Source organism: Bacillus sp. CECT 9360 (assembly GCF_918741275.1).
GTDB lineage: Bacteria > Bacillota > Bacilli > Bacillales > DSM-1321 > Peribacillus.
On the sequence record NZ_CAKKNA010000001.1, the window covers coordinates 208,731 to 227,993 of the forward strand.

The window sequence follows — 19,263 nt, forward strand, 5'->3', positions numbered from 1 at the left end:
GAGGATGAAACATGACAATCGCACTTGATGAAATGATGGAAACGATACGGATGATCCAGATGGAGAACTTGGACATCCGCACGGTAACCATGGGGATTAGCCTGCATGACTGCGCTGATTCAGATTTCGAAAAACTGAATACGAAGGTATATGACAAAATCGTAAGCTATGCCGGCCGGTTAAAGGAAGTCGCGGAAGATGTTGAAAAAGAATACGGCATTCCAATCATAAATAAACGGATTTCGATTACACCTGTCGCTGACATACTCGGGAATGCAACGAAAGAGCAGGCAATCGAACTGGCTAAAACGTTGGATAGAGCAGCCATTGACCTTGGCATCGATTTTATCGGCGGATATTCCGCTCTCGTACATAAAGGAATCACCAAAGGAGAGCAGACCTTGCTTGACGCTTTACCGGAAGCGTTGAGTGTTACGGAAAGAGTATGTGCATCCGTTTCTGTCGCTACGACAAGAAGCGGTATTAATATGGATGCTGTCCGCCAAATGGGCTTGATCATCAAAGAAGCGGCTGAAAGGACAAAAGACCAAAATGGAATGGCGTGCGCCAAGCTTGTTGTCTTTTGTAATCCTGTAGAAGACAATCCCTTTATGGCGGGTGCTTTTCATGGAGCCGGTGAAGGAGAGGTTGTCCTGAATGTCGGAGTAAGCGGGCCAGGTGTTGTCTTAAGCGCCCTTAAGCGCCATCCCGAGGCTGATCTTGGGGAAGTGTCAGATGTTATTAAAAAAACGGCTTTTAAAATCACTCGTGCAGGTGAATTAATTGGACGGATTGTAGCAGAGCGCCTTGATGTTCCATTCGGAATTATGGACTTATCACTGGCCCCGACGAATGCAATGAATGACAGTGTTGCTGAAATCCTCGAGGAAATCGGGCTCGAACGGGTTGGAACACATGGCACGATTGCCGCTCTTGCTCTTATGAATGATGCCGTGAAAAAAGGTGGAGCGATGGCAAGTTCATATGTGGGCGGATTAAGCGGTGCGTTTATCCCTGTCAGTGAAGACAATGGAATGATTCGTGGCATTATGGATAATTCCCTGACCTTGCCTAAACTAGAAGCTATGACGTGCGTCTGCTCAGTCGGACTTGACATGATTGCACTGACAGGAGACGTTACACCAGCGACGCTGTCAGCCCTTATTGCCGATGAAGCAGCGATCGGGATGATTAACAAGAAGACCACAGCTGTCCGTGTTATTCCTGTGCCGGGGAAGGAAGAAGGAGAGATGGTTGAGTTTGGAGGCTTGCTTGGACGTGCGCCGGTAATGGGTGTAAATCCGTATAGCTCGGAAAAAATGATCCGACGCGGCGGGAGGATTCCTGCTCCTCTTCAGGCGTTGATAAATTAATAACAGAATTTGCTTTGACGAACAGACTTACCTATTGAGGTAGGTCTGTTTTTGTTTACAGGCTAATGCTTTGAAAAAAAGAATAAACCGAACTGAGTATTAAGGCGTTTTTTAGGATAAGAAGAAAAGCGGCCGGTTAAGTAGACCTATTTTAAAATTAAAGGGCTTTTTCAAATTTAATAGAATATTTTTAAATAGAGAGGATAATATCAAAACGATTTAAGTTCATTTTTACGTTGTTCCTTCGTAACAGGCTCTTATGTTAAACATCTCATCGAGCAGAAATTCGGATAATCGAGCAGAAATCTGCATAATCGAGCACAAATCCTGATAATCGAGCACAAATTGGAATAATCGAGCACAAATTCAGATAATCGAGCAGAAATCGAAATAACGTGGATGAATATAAACTGGAAGTATTAAGGATAGATTTGCTTTCACTCATATTACGGAAAAGCCTGGTTGCTAATTGTAAAATCATAATGATTATTAACCACAACAGCAATATAGAAGTGAAATAATAAGTTGTTGTCTAACAATTATTGAAACTTGTCTCTTATTACGAACGTATCAGTATTAAGGAAAGGAGAGATTTTATGGCACACTGTAATAATTGTAACTATAAATGAAAAGCCAAAGAAATTTGGTCACTCGGATTTTCAAAAAATGGGAAAGAATGTCCCCGCTGTGAAAAGAAACAATATATCTCTTCTGATACACAGAGAATATTCCTTTTAGGGAATATAAGTCTTGTTTTTATTATTATTTTCCCTTTCATTATCAAGTTGAGCGATAACGAAGAATCATTATGGTGACTATAGAACGGAACACCGAAAGAGATTACTTATCTAAGTAGTCTCTTTTATTTTATTTATTAACCTTAAACAAGTTCATTCGATAAATGCAGTACAATAAGTTCTAAAAATATTGAACTTAAATTCCGAAAGGTTTAAACTAATAATAAATAATCTATTAATAAACAGGAGGACAGTCTCACTTTGAATCTACTCAATACGTCTTACACACCTAACTCATATGACCTTGAAATAAAACATTCAATATTATTCGAATGCGCCTTAGGGATTGCCATGATTACTTACCCAAAGCTTCACGAAAAATTGGAAAAGCCTAAACAAAGTCTTGATGCTCTTAGAAATAGCGTCTCAGAAAAACTGGAGGCAGACTTACAATATTGCCAGGAGCATAATACATGGAAGATGCTGCTTCAATTGCTTCATGTCCAAGACTTTGAAAACACACATAGCTTTGTGGACTATATCAACGGTCTTGAAGACCAAACGTTAATCTACCTTGTCCTCCCCTTTTTAGATGAATCTCAGCAGCAAAACCGTATGTTAGCTTCAAAAGGGGACAAGCGTGCAGCAGAAGAAATGATTCTAGCTTCAAAAGGACATCAATACTTCCCGCAAATGATTCACTTTATCTCTGAAATCGAACCAGCCATATTAAAGAAGCATCTTGTCCATTTAATGACAGGCTGGTATAACGAGATTTTGCTAGAGGAAAAGCAAGAAACGGAAGAGATATTAAAGCGTGATTACGAAAAAAAAATAAATAAAAGGGCTACCATTAGCAACCAAGAATTAGTTCAACTTGCAACAGGGATTGAATACAAACCCGAATCCAATATCGCCAAAGTTATTTTGGTACCTCATATCAGCTACCGCCCATGGACGATCGAGGCTAACTTAGAAGGCACAAAGATTTTTTATTATCCAGTAAGCAACGAAAGCTTAATCGAACATGTTGATATAAATCAGCCTCCGCCAGACTTAGTACAGCTTTTTAAGGCATTGGGCGACGAAAAGAGATTAACAATCATGAGATATTTGTCGCAAAAAGAAAGATCTTTAAAAGAGCTTACTGAACTATTGGACATCGGAAAGACTACCGTTCATCATCACTTAACGATTTTACGGACCGCCCATATCGTCGGTGTGAAGGGCTCGGTTTATTCAATAAAAATGGAATCAATACTTAAACATGAACAAGAATTAATTGAATACTTGGAGCGGAGGGAGGACTAAGTGAATTCGAAGAAAGTGATGGATAATGATAGTCATTTATTGTTACTAAATCAGTTGATTTCTACATTCGCAAGCACAACTGGAACATTCATTCTATCTTGGATGGTCTATGATCTTACCGGTTCCAAAATGGCAATGGGCGGGCTTTGGTTAGTAAATATTTTCGGCCAGATGATCGTTCAATTTCTGGCTGGCCCCGTTATTGATCGCTGGAAAAGAACAACGATGATGCAGTTTTCTGAGATGTTCCGCTTTTTTTCTTATTCTATTGTTTTACTATTAATTTTTCTCGGCGAGACAAGGGTAGAAATCTTGTATGCAGCATCATTTTTAACTTCTATCGTTGTCTATGATTCTGCAGCAAATGCATTAATTCCAAAAATAGTAGACAAAGATAAGTTAGTAAAAGTGAATGCAAGGATTTCGGGGCTTGTTCAACTGATCAGATTACTCGCATTGCCAATCGCGGGCATTATGATCTCTACATGGGGACAGCGAGCTTCATTGATGATGGTTGTCGGTTTATTCTTCATGTCGATCCTGATGATTAGGTATATAAATGAACCAGCAATTAACGCAGTGAAAAAACAAACGTGGTCCTCACAATTTAAAAAAGGGTTCCAAATATACAAGCAGCATCCCATTCTTTTATATCTCGGATTATTTATCGCAACGACGAGCTTTGGTGTTTTTGCGACACAGGCCATGTACATCCCATATGTAAAAGAAATTTTAGGTGGTTCTTCTTTTGAATTCGGTCTGTTTTCCGCTGCTTTTCCATTTGGTTATATCATTGGTACATATATTGTAGGAAAACTGAAAGAACCCAAAAAACATTTATATCATACGATGGTTGCCGCATTATTTGCTGGAGGTTTGACATACATTTCTCTTGGATTCACAAAGAACATAGGAATTGCTTTGTTCATAGAGACAATGGCAGGTATCACGATGCCCTTTTGGAATGTTTATAGCACGACATTATATCAGCGTTTAGTTCCGGAGTCTTTGTTGGGACAAGTGTTTTCTGTTCGTTTTCTATTGACGAAAATTGTTACACCACTGGGCATTCTTTACGGCACTTTTTGTGCGACCGTCTTTAGCATACCGACGTTATTCTTCTCCGTTGGCATAATCATTTGCTTAGTGTCAGGAATCGGACTTATGTTTATGTCGGCATTTATAGCTAAATCAAACGTTATTTCTGTTGAGCGTAACGCAAATGCCAAAAAAGTGTGATAACATCACAGTTAATAAAATCTAGTTACCGAAATGAGAGGATCTCCATGAATATTAGCCAGACCACAGACCATGAATTGATTGCTAAATTAAATAAACCGGTTCAAGATTTGCACGCAAAATGGTATCCTCACACATTTAAGGAATATAATTTTGAAGCAATCAAGGACACCTTTAAAAACCTGATAAACAATGAAGCTCTTATTTTTCTGCTTTTAGAAGATAATCAACAAGCCATTGGATATGCATGGATAGAGATTAGGAACTATCCGGAAAACGCCTTTCGAAAACCATATAAGTCGGTTTTTGTCCATCAGATTAGTTTAGTAGAAACGGAAAGGAAAAAAGGGTATGGCACAAAATTAATGGATCACATTTATGAAATCGCCAGAAACAAAGAAATCGATTTAGTAGAATTAGACTATTGGTTTCATAATGATAGTGCAAAAGGTTTCTATGAAAAACACGGCTATACCAAAAATAGAGAGTTTGTCTATAAAAATTTATAAACAAAGGTTTGTATGGTGACACTTTGTATTTATTGTCCATATAGGAATCATTCTAAATAACTAATAGAATAGATTGGTTCATTAATCTATTTTTTCAACTTCATACTTTGCTCTTAATTCCTTCAAATCCTCAACGATTTGCTCGCCAATCTTAGGGGCAAGCTCCTCATAAACCGGGTCCATTTCCTGCTTCCATTGTTGTTCTTGTGCTTCGGTTAGTTCATGGATCTCAATTGAGGAGTTTTGTTTAATTAGCTTGAGCTGGTCATCATTCATTTTGATGGCGTGACTGTTGTTCCACTCCGTCGTTTCCGCCATTGCTTGCTGGATAATTTTTTTCGTTTTATCACTTTGCTTATCCCAGGTTTTCTGATCCATCATCACGGCATAGCCTAGATAGCCGTGATTGGTCATTGTCAAATGCTTTTGTACGTTATAAAATCTTTTAGAGTAGATATTGGAAATCGTGTTTTCTTCACCAACCACTTTGCCTTCTTCGAGCAATTGATAGGTTGAGTTGAATGATTCCTGAAGGGCCTTCACATGCAATTTTTCGAATTGAGCTTGGATGATATCGCTTTGCATAATACGGAAAGATTGACCTTTGATGTCTTCAGGTTCATAAATGGGTCCTTTGTTTGAAGTGATTTGCTTAAATCCATTTGACCAATGGGCGAGCCCTATTATTCCATCCTTTTGTAAAGAGTTGAGCAATTGTTGACCGATTTTCCCGTTGAGGCCTTCTTGGACAGCTTCGTGATTTGGAAAAGCATATGGCAGATCCAGCACGCCCCACTCTGATGAAAGCATCCCCAGTTTTGAAGTAGAAGGGGCGATAAAATGAACTTGTCCTTCCTGCAATGCATTGATTTCTTCTATATCCGAATAGAGGCTGCCATTCGGAAAGACCTCTATCTTTATAGTTCCATTTGATTTTTCATAGACCAGTTCAGCAAATTTGTTCGCTGCCAGCCCTTTCGGTGTATTTTCAGCTACCACATGACTAAATTTAAAAACAATCTGGTCTCCCAGGCCTTCCTGATCGTCGTCATATGTAAGTTCCGTTTTCGGTAATAGATAGTGGTAGCCAACAAATATAGCGATAGAAAGCCCAACGCCTAAAAGGAGCATAAAAGTGTGTTTGCTTTTCATACGTTGCCTCCTCTTGAATGGTTATAGTAAGCATACTCAGAAGGATTCTGTTCGTAAAGATGATTTTCTAAAAAAGAGGAGACAACAATGAAACAATTGCCTATCAGATGGAAAATTATGGTCTTGTCTTATGTGGTAGTCGTTTTTTCTTTATTAATCGGCGGAATCGTGATTATCGCGAATATTCAAGATAAAGAGGAAAGAGAATTAAGAATCCGTTCGATGAATACGGCAAGAACTGTAGCAGAACTATCGGATGTGAAGAAGGCTGTAGAGGAGCGAAACGGCTGGAATACTGTCAATCCAATCGTCGAAGAAATAAGGATTATTAATGAAGCAGATTATATTGTTGTGATGAACATGGAGCGCATTCGCTATTCACATCCAGTAAAAGAACTGCTTGGAAAACCTTCACAAGGAGACGATGAAGAACCTGCATTCGCGGAGCATATTTATTTTTCTAACGCTCAAGGAGAGATTGGTACCGTTATCCGAGCATTTATTCCGATTAAAGATCAAGATTTAAATCAAATCGGTGTTGTTGTCGTCGGTAACAAAGTGCCAACGTTTCTGGAAATTATGGATGAACTAAAGGGCGAGATTCTTCTTATTGTTATTTTAACATTGATATTTGGTTTAGTAGGTTCATTGATGCTTGCCAATCATATTAAAAAACAGATGTTTCACCTCGAGCCCTATGAAATAAAGAGAATGTTTGAAGAAAGGACAGCAACCTTTCATTCGATTAATGAGGGTGTTATCGCGATCGATAATCATGATATCATTACGATATTCAATGAGAAAGCGAAGAAGATTTTTAATGTAAACGGAGATTTTGTTGGACAACCGATTCGCTCTGTCCTTAAGGATACAAGGCTTCCGGAAATAGTTGAAAAAAATCAGGCAGTATATAATGAAGAAATAAAAGTGAGCGGCAAAGTGATTTTAAGTAACCGTATTCCAATTCAGAAAGATAATGAACTAATCGGCGCTGTGGCAATCTTTCAGGATCGTACAGAGTTTGCAAAGCTTGCAGAAGAGTTAACAGGGGTCAAAAACTTTGTAGAAGCACTCAGGGTCCAAAACCATGAACATATGAATAAGCTTCATACAATTGCCGGTTTAATTCAATTGGGCAAATCAGAAAAAGCACTGCAGCTTGCTTTTAATGTGTCAGAAGAGCAGGAAAGTCTAACAAACTCGTTAAATAAAAAAATTAAAAATGATGCTGTTGCCGGTCTTCTTTTAAGCAAAGTAAGACGGGGAAAAGAATTGGGTATTCAGGTAGTACTTGATGAAAATAGCCATCTTGCGGCCTTTCCTAATCAATTGGACCAACATGATTTTGTCGTATTACTAGGCAATCTCATTGAAAATGCTTTTGGATCGTATGAACAAACAGATATTGAGAATAGAAGAATTGATATCAGTATTGAACAGTCTGAGGACTTATGTGCGATATTGATAGAAGATAACGGCAGTGGTATTAAAGAAGAATATCTCCCAAGATTATATGATAAAGGGTTTACAGTGAACAAATCTGATGGGACAGGTTACGGGTTATTTTTAGTCAAACAAATTGTCGAAAAAGGCAGGGGTGAAATCCAGGTCTCGTCAGAACAAGGGAAAGGGACTTCTTTTATCATTACTTTACCGATGGAAGCGGAGGAGAGATTGAATGGCAGCTAAAGAGGAAATCAAGGTATTGCTGATCGAAGATGATCCAATGGTCCAGGAAGTTAATAAAGAATTTATTACCAGCGTAGAAGGATTTCAGGTAGTGGCGATTGCCAGTAACGGTGAAGAAGGAATTGCTCTTGTTCGACAACTGAATCCGGATTTGGTGGTTTTAGATATTTTTATGCCTAAGAAGGATGGTATTAAGACACTACAGGAGTTGAGAAAGCAAAAACTCGAATCGGATGTGATTGTGGTATCCGCTGCTAAAGACACGGAAACGATTAAGCTTATGCTTCAAAATGGAGCTGTGGATTATATCATCAAACCTTTTAAACTGGAAAGGATCCAACAGGCTTTGGAGAAATATCGCCAATACAGAAAAAAATTGCAGGAATCTGCGGTGCTTTCACAAGAACAGCTTGATTTATTGCTCTATACGGAACAATCACAGAAAACAACAGATAGCCTTCCGAAAGGGTTAAATGAATTCACTCTGAACGAAATTATCGGCTATTTAAAAAAAGAACGCAAGCCTTATTCCGCAGAAGAAGTAGCGGCTGCAATCGGCATTGCGAGAGTGACTGCGCGGCGTTATTTGGATTTTCTCGAAAAGGCAGGCGTTATCAGCCTTGCTGTTCAATATGGAGGGGTAGGAAGACCGATAAATCGGTACGTATACACTGACATAAAAAAATAAAGACCAAAATGAACAAAATATCCGATATGACCATAAACTTCTCACTTTTATTTGAAAGCGTTATCATTTCTATAAATAATAGAATGGCTTCAATTAGAAGGAGGAGAACATATGAAGGCAAAAAAGTTACTTACAAATTTAACTTTTCAGGTATTAATGGCGATTTTGATCGGTGTGTTGGTTGGACTTATTTGGCCAAATATCGGTAAAGAAATGAAGCCGATCGGCGATACGTTTATAAACGCTGTAAAAATGGTTATTGCTCCGATTATTTTTTTAACGATTGTACTTGGCATCGCCAAAATGGGTGATATGAAAAAAGTTGGCAAAGTGGGCGGCAAAGCTTTCATTTATTTTGAAGTTGTCACAACGTTGGCACTCGTTATCGGTTTAATCGTTGTGAATATTATCAAGCCAGGTGCCGGGCTTAACTACGACGAACTGGAAAAAGGCGACGTGTCGCAATATACGCAAAATGGCGGAGAGGGAATTAATTGGGTCGAGTTTATCACTCATATCGTTCCTTCCAATATGGTTGATGCATTTGCCAAAGGTGATATTTTACAAGTATTGTTCTTCTCGATTCTATTTGGTGTCGGGCTTGCAGCTCTTGGTGAAAAAGGAAAATCGGTTATCGACTTCCTGGATAAATTGTCCCTTGTATTCTTTAAAATCATCGGATATGTTATGAAGGCTGCACCAATTGGCGCATTCGCGGCGATGGCGTATACAATAGGTCATTTCGGGCTTTCTTCATTAGTACCGCTAGGGAAATTGATGATATCCGTGTATGTAACCATGTTTTTATTCATCTTTGTCGTATTGAATATCATTTGTAAAATGTATGGCTTTAGCTTATGGAATTATTTAAAGTTCATCAAGGACGAAATACTTATCGTACTTGGAACGAGTTCTTCAGAGTCTGTTCTACCTAGAATGATGGACAAGATGGAACGTTATGGCGCTTCAAAATCTGTTGTCGGACTTGTCATCCCAACTGGTTACTCTTTTAACCTGGATGGTACATCCATCTATCTTTCCATGGCCGTTGTATTCCTTGCACAGGTATTTGGTGTCGATCTTTCAATCGGACAGCAAATTACAATCATTCTTGTGCTGATGCTCACTTCCAAAGGGGCGGCAGGTGTTACAGGTAGTGGATTTATTGTTCTTGCTTCAACGTTGGCTGCCTTGCAGGTTATTCCGCTGGAAGGATTAGCGTTACTTCTCGGTGTGGATCGCTTCATGAGTGAAGGCAGGGCCATCGTGAATCTGATCGGAAACGGAATCGCTACAATCGTAGTAGCAAAGAGTGAAAACGAATTTGATGAAACAAAAAGTACGGAAGCCATTTCGGAAATGAAGATCAGGAAGAAATCGGCTCAAGCCGTAATGAATACGACCCTGAAATAGAATCGTGGGTATGAAAAAGAAGGTGCGGAAATTATCGCACCTTCTTTTCATTTTAAACGTTTTTAAATGACCCCTTGTGCCATCATTGCATCCGCAACTTTAATGAATCCTGCGATGTTAGCCCCAACTACGAGATTGCCGGGATATCCATACTCGTCTGCAGCCTTCACACTATTACGATAAATGTTTTTCATAATTTCGTGCAGATTGGCATCCACTTCTTCAAATGTCCAAGGCAATCTCATGCTATTTTGCGCCATTTCCAACGCAGAAACAGCTACTCCGCCTGCATTAGCAGCTTTCGCCGGACCGAAGAGAATATTGTTTTTTAGGAATATATCAATGGCTCCTAATGTGGATGGCATGTTTGCGCCTTCACCTATCGCCTTAACCCCATTGTTAACTAGCATCTCCGCTGATTCCGCATCAATTTCATTCTGGGTGGCACACGGGAGAGCGATATCACAAGGAATCGACCAAATTCCGGAAAACCCTTCATAATATTCTGCTTCAGGATGTTCATTGACATAATCCGCAATTCTTACTCTCTCGACTTCTTTTATTCTTTTTACCGTGTCAAGGTTAATCCCGTTTTTGTCATAAATATAGCCGTTAGAATCACTGCAGGCGACAACTGTCGCTCCTAATTGAGTCGCTTTTTCAATAGCGTAAATGGAAACATTACCAGAACCGGATACTACTACCGTGCTGCCATTAAAGCTGAGTCCTTTGTCTTGTAGCATTTCTTCTACAAAGTAGACAGTTCCATAACCGGTAGCCTCTGTTCTGGCCAAACTGCCGCCGTATCCAGGGCCTTTTCCAGTTAATACGCCTGCCTCATAGCCGCCGCGAATTCGTTTATATTGTCCGAACATGAATCCGATTTCCCTTGCACCAACACCGATATCACCAGCTGGCACATCAACGTCAGGCCCGATGTATTTGCAAAGTTCGGTCATGAAGCTTTGCGTAAATCTCATAATCTCACCATCGGATTTGCCTTTAGGATCAAAATCGGAGCCGCCTTTGCCTCCGCCGATAGGTTGTCCTGTTAAAGAGTTCTTAAAGATTTGTTCAAAACCTAAGAATTTAATGATGCTGGCGTTCACGGAAGGGTGGAATCTTAAACCGCCTTTGTATGGTCCGATACTGCTATTAAATTGTACTCTGAAGCCTCGGTTCACTCTAACTTTCCCTTGATCATCAACCCAGGGTACTCTAAATGTAATGATTCTTTCCGGTTCAGAAATCCTTTCAAGTATACCTTGTTCCATGTATTTAGGGTGCGTTGCAAATACGGGAATCAGGGACTCAAATATCTCTTTAACGGCTTGATGAAACTCGCTTTCATGAGGATTGCGCTGTTCTACCGCTTCATACACTTCTGTAACATAATTTTTCGCAATTTGCAGTGATTCTTGTTGTACTTCATTTAATGTAGCCATTCTGCTGTTTATCTCTCCTCGTTGTAAGATTCACCTTTTGGTAGCCATTGAAATTCATGACCTAAATGATAACCATTGTTAATGTATTCACAGGTGTAAGATGTATTTTATAGTTTATAACAAATCAACGCAAAGAATAAATATTTTGATAAACTTTAATTCACTAGAAAAATTTTCGGACCACTTCAAAGGAGACTTTTATGCAAATAAGAAAACTAAATGTTAATGAGAAACCGCCTATGAACTTGTTATTGTTGGCTGATCCCTCTCAAGAGCTTGTTGAAGAATATATAAGGCGGGGAGAGTGTTTTGTAGCTGAAGTTCGAGATCAAGTGATTGGTGTTTATGTATTACTGCCTACAAGACCTTATACAGTGGAATTAGTGAATATTGCGGTTGCGGAGAGCCAACATGGAAAAGGAATCGGGAAGCAGTTAGTAACAGATGCTGTTCAAACGGCCAAGTCAAAGGGCTATAAGACAATTGAGGTTGGGACTGGCAATTCGAGTATTGGGCAGTTAGCTCTCTATCAAAAATGCGGCTTTCGAATGGTGGGAATTGATTCTGATTTCTTCGTAAGGCACTACGATGAAGAAATCTATGAGAATGGAATACAGTGCCGGGATATGGTGCGTTTGGCACTGGATTTAGAATCTTAATTTTGACAAAGGGGAAAGACAATGAATCAAACCACAATAGCATACATAAAGATAGGGTTAGCTATGGCGATAGTTGGAAGCTCCATAGTAGCTGGTAAACTTATTATTTCAATTTTTCCTGTTTTCTTAGCATCTGAGTTAAGATTTCTCGTTGCCACGATTATTCTGATTCCAATGCTGTTATTGAAAGAAAAGCGTTTTCCTTCAATAACAGCAAAACAGCTAATTGTTCTGTTTCTTCAAGCATTTACAGGGGTATTTTTATTTAATATTTTTATGCTTTACGGCTTAAAGTTGACTACAGCTATTGAAGCTGGAATCATTACGAGCACTCTCCCAGCGGTGGTAGGTTTCATTTCATTTTTATTCCTAAAAGAAAAATTGTCAGTATCTTCAAAGCCGTCAGAGTCAATTATATGATTAAAAATCAAGAGGCTCTAGGAAGGTTTTTATTTTTTCTTAATAAGCAACTAAATTAATCCATCCCTCTGAAAGGATGTATAGTTGTTTGGAAAGTGTGTGTAAATCATGAATACATTTTTAATTTGTATGGCGTAAATGAAATCACCTCATAATATAATGGAATGAGGTGATTGGCGTGTTTTTTTGGAAACGTAAAGAACGAGGGCCAACGTTTAAGTTGCTTGATAAGAGAGTATTATATGCAGATGACAAAGAGGTTTTGGAAATATCACTAGTTAAGTCTAATCAACGTATTCCCCCTGCAACATATGGCGTGTCCATTTTCGATGGCCACAAATTTAGAGATGTCCCTTAAGAAGGGGCATTTTTTTATTGCCAACTGAAAATATATCATGCAAAATTAAAAAGTAATAAGATTACTGTTATGAGCAGAGGGGTAATTATAATAATGAAACTAAGAGCTTGGATATTAGCGGGAATACTATTTTTTGTTTCTCAAATGGCAGCTATTACAATACAAGAATCATATGTTTTGGCTAATATACTTTGGGCTCCATTTTCCGCAATTACTAATTGGTCCCTTCCTGCTGAGACAGACCCGTACTATAAATTTATTTCACTTATACGTTTCGATATCATCCTGTTTGTGTATGCTGTCCTGATTACTTCTATTGTGATTGTGTTTAAGGCATTATTTATAAATAAGAAAAGTCAGCCATACGAATTTGAACAGGAACTGGCTACAGCGTTAGAAGCAGCTTATGATGATTCATTGCCGACGGATACAGTTAGACGAGAGGTTCGTCACTTGTTCGATCAAATTAAGAAACAGATTACGAACTTCGTAGGTGTTAATGAAAACAATGTTCGGGCTGTGATGGTGTATCAGACTCCTGGTATGGCAAGTCCAATGTTTTCAAAAATGACCTGGGGATCGCCAATTACGCAAGAACAGAAGCAATTGGATGATTTGGCCTTCAAATTGTTACTTCAAGGAGGCAGATCGCATACCCTTTGGCCTGATGCTAAACCACAACTACCCAACGGAGATGCCGAATCCTATCTTTTAGTTCGAAATGTTGGGGATTATCGCTTAGGATTTCTGTTTGCCTTTAAGGCTAAGTTAAGTCTTTCTGAGGAGAAATTGGATAAGCTGAAAGTAGAGGTAGCACCTATAACTTTATTAGGGCATATAGACAAAATCCTTAATGTCATAGTAAACTATCGGTAGGGAGGGATATCCTATGTTTACTAAAAAGAGGAAGAAAAGCTCACCAGTCGTAATACGTAAGATTGTGTTATCGGATAGTCCTAGACGACAAACCGCTACATTTGGTTCAGCTGTAATCGATAGCTCGGTTGAAATCACTGCGGTAAGCCCTGAAATCAAAAGAACACTTGAAGCTGCAAAAATTAAAAAATTAAACATTTAATATTATATTATTAGTGAATCCGCTCGAAACTGGAGCGGATTTTGTGTTCTACTGTTAATTGTATAACGAAGAAGATATAATTTCTAAAGAAGTAAAATTTAATGTTAATAATATGTATGGAATTGGAAATTAGATTTACAATCAGAAAGGGGCTAAGCAATGGATTTACGTTACCCAATCGGAGAATTTAACCACGAGGGTACCATCACCCTTGAGTCAATAAACGAATGGATTAAAGAAATCGAAAACGCTCCCGGAGAATTAAAGGAAGCCGTTAAAGGCCTGGAAGACGAACAGCTTGATACACCATACCGGCCGGATGGATGGACAGTTCGGCAAGTGGTTCATCACCTTGCCGATAGCCATATGAATGCCTATGTTCGTTTCAAGTTAGCTTTGACCGAAAATAATCCGACGATTAAACCTTATCAGGAATCGGAATGGGCCGAACTTCCTGATTCCAGGATGTCTGTAGAGGTTTCACTTACTTTGCTGGAAGCCTTGCATGCCAGATGGGTAACTCTATTGCGTTCATTAAATTCAACTCAACTTGAACAGACTTTTCAGCATCCAGATTCAGGAATAGTGCAAGTCGGTTATAATATAGGACTCTATGCATGGCATGGCCGTCATCATATTGCTCACATTACAATATTACGAAAAAGGTTAGGGTGGTAAGATACTCTATTGAACTTTCGGATTATTGAAATATTTTCCTCAAATACCTCAATTCATTTATGGTAAAAAGGAAACAGAAACAAGTAATCTGTAATTTCAAATAGAAGGTTGGGAATTAAATCTATGTCATTTTTGGATTTTATATTCGGTTTTTTCACTGGAGGATTTGGACTTAGCAATACTTTAAACACAGAAAAGATAGATAATCATATACAGCAACTTAACCAATACGATTGGTTTAAGGTCATATATGAAGATGAAAAATATCATAGGCTGTTTTTTGTGAATAAACACGTTAGAAAGTATCTGCAAAGCCGAATCAGGGTGAATAATATGATCAGAAGCAAGGAGGCCCAGAGAAAGTTTTTCATATTCCTTACTAAGCAACTATATAAGTTGAATTAATGATTTAATTTTGGCTCAATCATGTGAAACCAGAGTTTCACATGCCTTTCAGCAAAGCTGAAAGGTTGCTCCGACAGGATAGGCCGGGGAGAAAGCTCGCTTTCTCCCCGGCCTATCCTGTTGGAGCTTAAATGAGCCAAAAATTTATTAATGCGTAATCTTTAGTTCAACTTATATAGATTCATAAATTCTGTTGAATCTATGAATCTTTACTCTCTGAAAAGGTCTAAAAATAGCCTTACAAATATACTTGGACGTCATATTTTCTGCCTTAGTATTTGTCAAAGTTTCAAAGCGAAGCATACAACTCTATATCACTTATGAGGCGATCTAAAGATTTTTGCCAGAACGATGGCTTCGATAGATTAATACCAAAGTGCTTCAGCACTAATTTTTCTACTGATGAAGTACCGGTTTCCCTAAGGAAGTTTTGAAACGCAATTGAAAAATGCGCTTGCTCTTTTGCGAGTTCTAACAGTCCCAGACTCAATAAAAAGCCGAACGTATACGGGTAATTATAAAAAGGTATGTCTGTTTGATAAAACTGGTCGTATTTCAACCAAACATAAGGTTCATAGGAGCTTAAGCTTTCACCGTAAGCCTCTTTTTTGGATTGCAGAGATAACGCTTCAATCTCATCTGCATTTAATGGGCCAACCTTTCTTGCTTCATTGAAACGTTTTTCAAATAAATAAGCTCCCCTAATAGACATGACATAATTAAGGCTGCGTTCTATTTTCCAACCAACCAGTGATTTTTTTAAAGCCAAGTCATTAGTTCTCTGGATCATGAAATCAATATATACCGTTTCAAAGAAAATCGAAGAAGTCTCTGCAACAGTCATTTCGAATCTGTCCTCTAAGAACGAGAGTGAAGGCTTATTGTTTAATTGTAGATAATGCCATGCATGTCCTAGTTCATGGGCAAGTATTCTGGCACTATCGAAACTTTCATCGTAATATAGTGTTATCCGTGATTGTTTATCGGTAAGAAAAGGGATACACATACCTCCTCGTGGCTTTGATTCACGAGGTAGTGCATCAACCCAGCCATTGCTAATTGCTTTAATGATAAACTTTGAAATCTCTGGATCGATTTTTTCAAGCGCATCGATTATTCCAACTGCGGCTTCGGAAAAGCCAATATTGTGAGAAATGTCTTGAGATGGTGACATTAATTCATGCCAAGTTAACCGGTCTTTATTTGATTCTTGCACTTTCTTTTCAAGGAACTTTGTCAAAAGCGGAAGGTTCTCGTCAACGACGCTCCACATTGTATGAAATGATTCAAGGGAAAGGCCATTATTTTTTATGGATTCTTCTAAACAATCTCCCAATCCGGTTAATTCCATCGATTTTTGTCTTAGTCCGATCATTTGATTATAAACGGAGGCAAACAGATTAGATTGTTTTTTTAACGTTTCATTTAATGAATGAAATACCTTATTTCTAATTTCAGAGTCAGAATGTTTCATAGCGATATGATTCGCTTCACTAAAAGAAAGTTCTTTTTCTTCTACTTTAATTTGTAGTTGGCTGTGCAGTTGAAGATAAATATCTTCGTAACCTCTTAGTGCTTCCATAGTCAAACTCGAAATTTGGATCTCGTTGGAGTTTTGAAGCGAGTTTTTCTCTTTTGATATGTATGTAATTATAATTCTTACATCTGCTTTAAGCGAAGTAATATCTAAAAGGATGGTCGTTAAAAAAGAGGGGTCCATGCTTTCGGCAGATAGACAATAGTAAAAAGATTCCGCTTTTTCAATTCTTGTTACTAGCCCGGAGAGTATCGTAATCTCTTTATCGCTAAAGTTAATTGGTTCAACTTTTTTCAATTTAGCCAAGTTTACTTTTATATTTTCCAATTCGATAAGAAGCGATTCTTTACCGGATCCCTCATAAAAATCATTTAAATCCCAACGAGGTGGTGTATTCATAGACTCTATAATAGTAAGCGCCTCCAATTCTATAAATGTAATATAATCCTTTGTATATATTATCTTCTCAATTTCCTGAAATTTCAATCGCTGAGGTGTTCTGAATGTTTTTAGACTTAAAGGGAGAACCAAACATGAAGCCCATAATTGGTATGCTTTACTCTATGGTCGCATCTAATTATGAGCGGCTTAAGACAATTGTCGCTGATATAACACAAGAAGAATTGGATTATAAAGGTCCAAATCAGAAATATAACAGCATTGCACAATTAATTAGACATTTAGCATATGTAGATTTAAATTGGGTGTTTAGAATAAAAGGGGATTCAATGCCAAAGTCTCTCGAAGAGAAATATGGACCGATGTTGGATGAAAAAAATGAACTGCCTTTTGTTGCTGGCATCACCTCGGAGACACTCTTAACCGAATATGATAAAGTGTTCCGGATGCTCACGGCTGTCTGCTTTCAGTTAACTGACAATCATCTGAATAACAAAGTTGAGTACGAAGACGGGAAAGAAGCAACGGTCAGATGGGGCATATGGCATATGGCGGATCATAATAGATACCATCAAGCCCATATTAATCAGCTTCGCAAGTTGTATAAGGAAGAGACGTAAAGGAATTTTTAGCTTTGAGTTTTTTAAAAAAAGAAAATAACATTCGTCTTATTCAAACCAAATTAACAGAGAAGGAAGTGTGTGTTATCAAAGCTATTATTTTTGATTTCGATGGAACCATCGCCGATACGTTGCCAATTTGTTATTATGCTTTTCAAAGTGTTTTCAAAGAGTTTGACAATAAAGAGTTGTCCTCTGATGAAATCAAAGAGATGTTCGGGCCTTCCGAGACAGGAATTATTAGAGAGAATCTTGCCAATGAAAACAAGGATGAGGCGATTGAACTCTTTTATAAGAAGTATTTAGAGAGTCATAGCTTAGTTAAACAGAATGAAGAAATGGATGAGTTGCTGCAGCTTTTAAAAGACGAGGGGATAAAATTAGGGATTGTTACAGGAAAATCAAGGAGGAGTTTGGATATTTCGTTACAGGCTCTAAAGCTGGAAGGATTTTTTGATGTAATGATAACGGGAGACGATGTCGTTAGCCCAAAACCAGACCCGGAGGGCGTGAACAAAGCACTAACCCGATTAGGTATTCAAAAAGACGAAGCGATATTTATTGGCGATAGCGATGCGGATATACATGCTGGTCTTCAAGCGAACGTTTATACAATCGGTGTACAATGGTTGCCTGAATATCAAACTGCAGAATTTACAGTTCAACCGAATTTTACTTTTACATCTATTGCTGATTTTATTAAGTACCTTAAAGCGAATGCTCTCCGTTAAGTTATAAGAGGATGGAGCGGGCCGGGGCAACCAAGCATAGTCTCATATAGGATTAGATTCTTTAATCGAAGTTTATGATTATTGGAGTAAGTACCAACAATTAATGAAGAGGTGACATATGAACTCAATTGAACTGATTTTATTAAATTTTGAAGAAAATAGAAGGCGCAGCATAAAGGTCTGGAATCAGATTCCGACTGATAAATGGAGCTGGAAACCAGATCAAGAAGCGATGACCTGTTATGAAATGATCATTCATTTATTATCTGGAGAATATGCATACTGCCATATTGTTAACAACGGAGGCAGCTTAGAAAACTTTCTAGACCCGTATGAAACAAGAGAATTTAGCAATATGGAGGAGCTTTTCGCATTTTCGGTGCCATACAGACAAGAATTCATAAATACGATAAAATCATTTTCAGAAGAGGATCTCCAAAATATCAAAATTGATCGCTCTTACTTAGAATCAGGTTATATTCGGCAGTTAGGGGACATGTTGCTAAGGATAGCCTATCATGAATCCGTACATACAGGGCAACTACTGGATTATATGAGAACAATGGGTGTTGAGCGGCCTCATATTTGGGACTAAATAAAAATACATGATGGTAAGTGATAATTATTGCGGTGACTACTCTGGGAAGATAGCGAAGTAAAAGGAGTACACCTTTACAAAGGTCACCACAGAGAATCGCGCCGGGAATATGAGTGCAGTTGCAAGAGTAATCGTGAAAAAAACGAAATAAAAAATTAAAGACTGAAAAATATATGAAGAAGGAAGATGCCGTTTTATTTTCAATGCATCTTCTTTCTTTTTTT

General features: G+C 38.3%; 18 protein-coding genes. 15 read left to right on the forward strand and 3 right to left on the reverse strand.

Translation table 11 applies throughout. The features are described 5' to 3' along the window. The first annotated feature begins 11 nt into the window (after positions 1-11). The 4 genes from LQ216_RS00915 to LQ216_RS00930 all read left to right on the forward strand — a co-directional run bounded on the left by LQ216_RS00915 (position 12) and on the right by LQ216_RS00930 (position 5,169). A complete protein-coding gene (locus LQ216_RS00915) occupies positions 12-1,373 on the forward strand; it encodes a PFL family protein (RefSeq protein WP_230126250.1) in 1,362 nt (453 codons plus the stop codon). Between the two features lie 998 nt (positions 1,374-2,371). Beyond that, positions 2,372-3,421, forward strand: a complete 1,050-nt coding sequence (locus tag LQ216_RS00920) for a metalloregulator ArsR/SmtB family transcription factor (protein ID WP_230126251.1) — start codon at positions 2,372-2,374, stop codon at positions 3,419-3,421. After that, on the forward strand, positions 3,422-4,660 hold the full coding sequence (locus tag LQ216_RS00925; protein ID WP_230126252.1) for an MFS transporter: 1,239 nt from the start codon (positions 3,422-3,424) through the stop codon (positions 4,658-4,660). A 47-nt stretch (positions 4,661-4,707) separates the two neighbouring features. Continuing rightward, positions 4,708-5,169, forward strand: a complete 462-nt coding sequence (locus LQ216_RS00930) for a GNAT family N-acetyltransferase (RefSeq protein ID WP_230126253.1) — start codon at positions 4,708-4,710, stop codon at positions 5,167-5,169. A gap of 81 nt (positions 5,170-5,250) precedes the next feature. On the opposite strand, the gene LQ216_RS00935 is transcribed toward LQ216_RS00930, so the two are convergent. Further along, on the reverse strand, positions 5,251-6,321 hold the full coding sequence (locus tag LQ216_RS00935) for a TRAP transporter substrate-binding protein (RefSeq protein ID WP_230126254.1): 1,071 nt from the start codon (positions 6,319-6,321) through the stop codon (positions 5,251-5,253). 87 nt (positions 6,322-6,408) lie between these two features. On the opposite strand from LQ216_RS00935, the gene LQ216_RS00940 reads away from it, so the two are divergent. The 3 genes from LQ216_RS00940 to dctP all read left to right on the forward strand — a co-directional run bounded on the left by LQ216_RS00940 (position 6,409) and on the right by dctP (position 10,111). Then, positions 6,409-8,010: a sensor histidine kinase gene (locus LQ216_RS00940; protein ID WP_230126255.1), complete on the forward strand. Its 1,602-nt coding sequence runs from the start codon at positions 6,409-6,411 to the stop codon at positions 8,008-8,010. Then, a complete protein-coding gene (locus LQ216_RS00945; RefSeq protein ID WP_230126256.1) occupies positions 8,000-8,698 on the forward strand; it encodes a response regulator in 699 nt (232 codons plus the stop codon). The genes LQ216_RS00940 and LQ216_RS00945 overlap by 11 nt, the downstream gene beginning before the upstream one ends. A gap of 111 nt (positions 8,699-8,809) precedes the next feature. Beyond that, positions 8,810-10,111, forward strand: a complete 1,302-nt coding sequence (gene dctP / locus LQ216_RS00950; RefSeq protein WP_230126257.1) for a C4-dicarboxylate transporter DctP — start codon at positions 8,810-8,812, stop codon at positions 10,109-10,111. 62 nt (positions 10,112-10,173) lie between these two features. Here the strand turns inward: dctP and gdhA are convergent, their stop codons facing one another. Further along, complete coding sequence (gene gdhA, locus LQ216_RS00955; RefSeq protein ID WP_230126258.1) at positions 10,174-11,556, reverse strand: NADP-specific glutamate dehydrogenase; 1,383 nt, start codon at positions 11,554-11,556, stop codon at positions 10,174-10,176. 200 nt (positions 11,557-11,756) lie between these two features. On the opposite strand from gdhA, the gene LQ216_RS00960 reads away from it, so the two are divergent. The 5 genes from LQ216_RS00960 to LQ216_RS00980 all read left to right on the forward strand — a co-directional run bounded on the left by LQ216_RS00960 (position 11,757) and on the right by LQ216_RS00980 (position 14,749). Continuing rightward, positions 11,757-12,215, forward strand: a complete 459-nt coding sequence (locus LQ216_RS00960) for a GNAT family N-acetyltransferase (protein ID WP_230126259.1) — start codon at positions 11,757-11,759, stop codon at positions 12,213-12,215. A gap of 21 nt (positions 12,216-12,236) precedes the next feature. Continuing rightward, entirely contained in the window at positions 12,237-12,635 is a 399-nt protein-coding gene (locus LQ216_RS00965; RefSeq protein WP_230126260.1) for a DMT family transporter, read from the forward strand. Between the two features lie 451 nt (positions 12,636-13,086). Then, positions 13,087-13,869 (forward strand): hypothetical protein, encoded by a 783-nt coding sequence (locus LQ216_RS00970; protein ID WP_230126261.1) that lies wholly within the window; start codon positions 13,087-13,089, stop codon positions 13,867-13,869. A 13-nt stretch (positions 13,870-13,882) separates the two neighbouring features. Then, on the forward strand, positions 13,883-14,071 hold the full coding sequence (locus LQ216_RS00975; RefSeq protein ID WP_230126262.1) for a hypothetical protein: 189 nt from the start codon (positions 13,883-13,885) through the stop codon (positions 14,069-14,071). A 159-nt stretch (positions 14,072-14,230) separates the two neighbouring features. Then, complete coding sequence (locus LQ216_RS00980; protein WP_230126263.1) at positions 14,231-14,749, forward strand: YfiT family bacillithiol transferase; 519 nt, start codon at positions 14,231-14,233, stop codon at positions 14,747-14,749. A gap of 694 nt (positions 14,750-15,443) precedes the next feature. Here the strand turns inward: LQ216_RS00980 and LQ216_RS00985 are convergent. After that, positions 15,444-17,222 (reverse strand): M3 family metallopeptidase, encoded by a 1,779-nt coding sequence (locus LQ216_RS00985; RefSeq protein WP_230126264.1) that lies wholly within the window; start codon positions 17,220-17,222, stop codon positions 15,444-15,446. 2 nt (positions 17,223-17,224) lie between these two features. On the opposite strand from LQ216_RS00985, the gene LQ216_RS00990 reads away from it, so the two are divergent. The 3 genes from LQ216_RS00990 (at position 17,225) to LQ216_RS01000 (ending at position 19,036) form a co-directional block, all read left to right on the forward strand. Continuing rightward, the gene (locus tag LQ216_RS00990) at positions 17,225-17,710 is read left to right on the forward strand and encodes a DinB family protein (protein ID WP_230126265.1); all 486 of its coding nucleotides are present in this window, start codon (positions 17,225-17,227) and stop codon (positions 17,708-17,710) included. 86 nt (positions 17,711-17,796) lie between these two features. After that, entirely contained in the window at positions 17,797-18,441 is a 645-nt protein-coding gene (locus LQ216_RS00995; protein ID WP_230126432.1) for an HAD family hydrolase, read from the forward strand. Between the two features lie 118 nt (positions 18,442-18,559). After that, on the forward strand, positions 18,560-19,036 hold the full coding sequence (locus tag LQ216_RS01000) for a DinB family protein (protein ID WP_230126266.1): 477 nt from the start codon (positions 18,560-18,562) through the stop codon (positions 19,034-19,036). The last annotated feature ends 227 nt before the right edge of the window (positions 19,037-19,263 follow it).

Coding starts and splice junctions, on each gene's coding strand:
- LQ216_RS00915 (WP_230126250.1), top strand. CDS start 12: ATGACAATCGCACTTGATGAAATGATGGAAACGATACGGATGATCCAG.
- LQ216_RS00930 (WP_230126253.1), top strand. CDS start 4,708: ATGAATATTAGCCAGACCACAGACCATGAATTGATTGCTAAATTAAAT.
- LQ216_RS00935 (WP_230126254.1), bottom strand. CDS start 6,321: ATGAAAAGCAAACACACTTTTATGCTCCTTTTAGGCGTTGGGCTTTCT.
- LQ216_RS00940 (WP_230126255.1), top strand. CDS start 6,409: ATGAAACAATTGCCTATCAGATGGAAAATTATGGTCTTGTCTTATGTG.
- LQ216_RS00945 (WP_230126256.1), top strand. CDS start 8,000: ATGGCAGCTAAAGAGGAAATCAAGGTATTGCTGATCGAAGATGATCCA.
- dctP (WP_230126257.1), top strand. CDS start 8,810: ATGAAGGCAAAAAAGTTACTTACAAATTTAACTTTTCAGGTATTAATG.
- gdhA (WP_230126258.1), bottom strand. CDS start 11,556: ATGGCTACATTAAATGAAGTACAACAAGAATCACTGCAAATTGCGAAA.
- LQ216_RS00960 (WP_230126259.1), top strand. CDS start 11,757: ATGCAAATAAGAAAACTAAATGTTAATGAGAAACCGCCTATGAACTTG.
- LQ216_RS00965 (WP_230126260.1), top strand. CDS start 12,237: ATGAATCAAACCACAATAGCATACATAAAGATAGGGTTAGCTATGGCG.
- LQ216_RS00970 (WP_230126261.1), top strand. CDS start 13,087: ATGAAACTAAGAGCTTGGATATTAGCGGGAATACTATTTTTTGTTTCT.
- LQ216_RS00975 (WP_230126262.1), top strand. CDS start 13,883: ATGTTTACTAAAAAGAGGAAGAAAAGCTCACCAGTCGTAATACGTAAG.
- LQ216_RS00980 (WP_230126263.1), top strand. CDS start 14,231: ATGGATTTACGTTACCCAATCGGAGAATTTAACCACGAGGGTACCATC.
- LQ216_RS00990 (WP_230126265.1), top strand. CDS start 17,225: ATGAAGCCCATAATTGGTATGCTTTACTCTATGGTCGCATCTAATTAT.
- LQ216_RS01000 (WP_230126266.1), top strand. CDS start 18,560: ATGAACTCAATTGAACTGATTTTATTAAATTTTGAAGAAAATAGAAGG.